The following is a 4,170-nucleotide window of genomic DNA, read 5'->3' on the forward strand; positions in this document are numbered from 1 at the left end:
CGCCGGGCGGGTCAGGCCCGCCCGGCGGACCGAACGGTCGTGCCCGCGGCGGCCAGCGGCGTGGGTCGGGCTGACCCGGGCCGTGCCTTCGCCCGCGCCGCCCTGACGCGCCCCACCCCTCAGCCTCCCGCGACCGGGGCGACGTGGCCGGCACGGCCGTCGATCCTCATCGACGACATCACCTCAGCCTCATAGGGGGATGCCCCCACTCCGCCATGCCGCATGCCCTGTCGCCCGCGTCACCGCCATCAACCCCCTCGTCGTAAGGGCACCAATATGAGCGCCGCGTCGCAGATCGCCGACACCGTAGAGCCCGCCCCCGGCAACGAGCACCGTCAGGCCCTTCAGCTGATTCTTGACAATCTTCCGCTCTACGCCGCCGTCTACACCCTGTGCGACTTACGCCTCCCCGACCGGCTCGCGCGTTCGGCGGCGCCGGCTGACGGGCTCGCCGAATGGGTGATCTCCATCATGTGCGCGCCCGGCCTCAGCTACGACTATCTGCGGCGAGTGCTGCGCGCGGCCCACGCCTACGGGTTCCTTCGCCGCGACCCCCGCGGCGCCTACGAGCTGACGGACATCGGATCCAGGCTTCGCAGCGGCATGCCCGACCCCACGCGGACCGTCCTGATGAGAGCCGCGCCGCGGACACGGAAAATGCACGGCGCGGTCCCCTTCCGCCCGATGCCCAGCCGCGACCTCAGCGACCCGATCGCCGTGATCCTTCACAGGCTCGACCTGTTCGAGGCTCTCCACACGTTCTGCTCGCTACGCATTCCCGATCTCCTTGACCATGGTCCCGCGCAGCTGAGCGACGTGCGCGCCTGGTGCCAGCGGGTCCGCGCCGATGAGGGTGCCGGCCCTGGCCTACCCTTGAAGGACCTCGAAAAGCTGCTGCGGATCGCGGCCGCGCGACAGTGGCTTCACCACACGCCCGGCGGCGCCTACCGGCAAAGCGGCGCCGGACTCCTGCTCAGCCGATTCGACACCGACGCTGAGATGTCCCTGTGGCCCTCGGTGATGGCCTACGCGCTGCCCCCCTGGTGGCATCCGCTGGCCACCATGCATGAAACCGTGCGGACCGGCACCCCCGCCGCGCTGACCGGCCACCGCGCCCCGGAGGATCTCATGGCGGATCAGCCAGCCGGCGCCGCCCAGATCATCGCCGCCTACCACGCGCAGCAGAGCGCGATGATCGCGCCGGCCATCACCGACGCGATCGCCGACCAGACCGACGACATCCGCACAGTGATCACCATTGGCGGTGGCCACATCTTGCTGGCCGAGATCCTCCACCGCCACCCCCACACGACAGGCGTGCACGTCGGACGAGGCCACGACGCCGACGCCGCGGCTAACGCGCTGGACCGCATGGCCGACCCCGGCCGCTGGGCGGTGAGCCGCGGCCACGACCAACACGTCAAGATTCCCACGGGATTCCGCCCGCTGTACGTGATGCCCGAACTGATCCACAACATGGACGATCGCGAGGCCCGTGACCTGCTCGCCCGGGTCGCGGCGGCGATGGACGTCTCCGGCCCGGACAGCGTCCTTTGGCTGGTCGAGACCGTCATGCCCGACGACCCTGTCCCACATTCGAGCATCCCGCTCGACCTGTTGCTGATGACGCGCACCCACGGCGGACGAGCGCGCACCAAGGCCCAGTACGCGACACTGCTGCGCCAGGCCGGGCTGCGCGTCCGCGGTGAGATCGCCGCGGGCCAGCACACGATCATCGCCGCGCGCACAGCACGTGACCAGCCCCCTACGACCGCCGAACAACGCGCGCTCGTAGGCCTGGCCGCGAACGCGACGCTGCCCGCCCGCTGACCTCATCGCCTCGCGCCACACGCGCGTGGACATACCAGCCGATGAGGACGAACCTCGCCGCGACACCCTGACCAGAAACAGGCCAGTGGTGCCGTGGCGTCCCCGCCCCGAGGTCAGGGTCCAGCCGAGGGGCGGCGGCCGGGGGCCGCGATGCTGAGCGCGGCCCCCGGCCTCAACAAACGGGCCTGTCCCCAGGTACCGTCGAACCCGCCGGTGGACATGCCCTCGGCGGGGGACCGCGCGGGCGAACACCCTCACATCAGCCGAACGGCGTCGTCACCGGGCAGATCGTCTCCGTGCGCGAGCACGCGCGCATGACCGGCCTATCGCCGCGGCCGCTCCATGCGCGAGCCCGCCGGCGACCCCAGCTCCGACACTGGCCGGCCGAGCGGGTGAGCCGGGCCGGGCTTGAAACGATCAGCTGGCCGATGAGCCCCTTCCCGCGGCAAGGGAGGCCCGGCCACTTCGGCGCCGCCGCCTCCAAAGCAGGCGACGCGCCCGGCGAGGACCAGCGTCTCCACCAGCGGCGCCGCCTCGGCACGCTCCCACCGCCGCGGCGTTCAGGCACCGCCTCCCTCAACCGGCCTGAGGCTTCCATGACCGCGCCCGCCTCCCCAGCGGTTCTCCAGCGGCGGCGACGAGGCCAGCGGCACCGCCCGCTCTCTCGCCGCCCTCTCACGCACCCACGTGAGCGCCAGCCCGGCCCCTCGAAGGCACGGCCTCCACACCCCAAGACCGTCAACGCTTCCGTGGCCGCCAGCACACAGGTCTCCGCGAGAGCGCCGGCGACCCTTCAGCTCAGCGACACCTCCACGCCTCGGCGCCCCATTGGGTCAGAGCCCTCGCCGCCTCGGCCTGCGGCATCGGTGATGGCCACGACGACAGGCGCCATCCGCGCCTCCAACGGCGGCGCCCGCCACGCCGGCGCGTGACCGGCGGGATCCCACGGCTCCAGCGCCACGATCGCCGTTCTTCGCGCGCACGCGGCCCCAGCGGCTCGCGCTCGGCGTGAGCGCCGCCCTTGGGCTCGTGGTAGCCCTTACCGGCCACACGGCCGCCCGTGTGCCACACGACGCGGACAACGGGCCGATGGGGTCTGCTGGAATCCAGCCCGGACGCCGACAGCGCGATCGCCCGACGCGCCCGCGGCCACCTCGATTGGCGACGCCATCGCTGACCCGAGGCGTTGGCCGGGCGACGCGCGAAGCCGCGCGCCGGCTTCCGGCGATGGGCGACAAACGCGGCGTTGACGCCCGCCACCACGGCGACGATCCGCGACGATCCCATGGCCGCGGGCGATCGCCACCACCCGCTGGACGGCCCGCTCGAGGGCCGCCTGCCTCGGTGTGGGCCGTGGCCGGCCGAGCGAGCGCCACACCGCGATTGAGCTGATGAGGCCGCCGGCGGCCTCATCAGCGCCTCCCCACACGTCGCACCGCCCAGGCCCACCTACCGAGATGGCTCCAACGGTTCGTCCTAGCCACATCCACCTACGCCAGCGTGCCGAACCAGCCGAGCCACGCGCGGGTCACCGTCATCAGGCACTCGGCCCGCTGGCCCGCTCGCCTCATCACGCGGGTTCAAGCGCACGACCTCCCGCCCGTCCAACGCGTGACCTCGAGCTGGCCGCGGGCTCGGCCGCACCCATCACGATCTGCGGCCGGCCGGTCCGGCGCGAGGCCGCTTCGGTCAAGCCGATCACCTCACCCGCGTGCCAGCCGGTCCCAGCACGCTGACGGCGGTGTGACCTTCTCCAGGCGTACATGAGCTCATCGTCGGTCTCGCGGGCCAGAGAGGCGGCGTGGCGATCCGGCGCGCGGCCTCGACCGGCTGGCCCGCATCCTCATGCCGCCAGGCGGCGGACTCGGCGTGACGGGCGGCCAGGTCATACCCACACCCGATCTCGCCCACGCGCGGGCGCCAGCGGCCGCGTCGCCGAAGTGAACCCCTTTTGAACACTGTCGCGACGCCGCGCGCCGGGCTTAGGTAGAGGACATGGACTGCCGTCGATCATTTGACACGCCGACGCCAGCGTCGCGCGAAACGCCGGCAGGCCTCGACTGTGCGTCATCCGGTGTCACCCGCGAGGAGGACTCTCCCCACGTCACTCCTCATGACTCCTGCCCGGATTCCTTCCGCCGCCAGCATGGGCCGCGCTGTGATGGGCCGGCCGACGCGTCCCAAACGAAAGAAGACGGACCCGCCACGCTTCACCGTCGAGTCGAGCGTGGCGAGCCCTTGATGTCATCTCGCGGCCGGCTCGCTAAAACGTGACCACGGCGCCCAAGACCAGGTCGTGCTCTGGCCGCCGTCCGTCCGCGGGGTCGCCTGCCTGAGAGC

The 4,170-nt window shown here is 72.2% G+C and carries 1 protein-coding gene; it reads left to right on the forward strand.

What is annotated here, in order from left to right; translation table 11 throughout:
- Nucleotides 1-276: 276 nt before the first annotated feature.
- The gene (locus ACWEJ6_RS54360; RefSeq protein ID WP_452433603.1) at nt 277-1,830 is read left to right on the forward strand and encodes a methyltransferase family protein; all 1,554 of its coding nucleotides are present in this window, start codon (nt 277-279) and stop codon (nt 1,828-1,830) included.
- Nucleotides 1,831-4,170: the final 2,340 nt, after the last annotated feature.

The organism is Nonomuraea sp. NPDC004702, assembly GCF_053601695.1.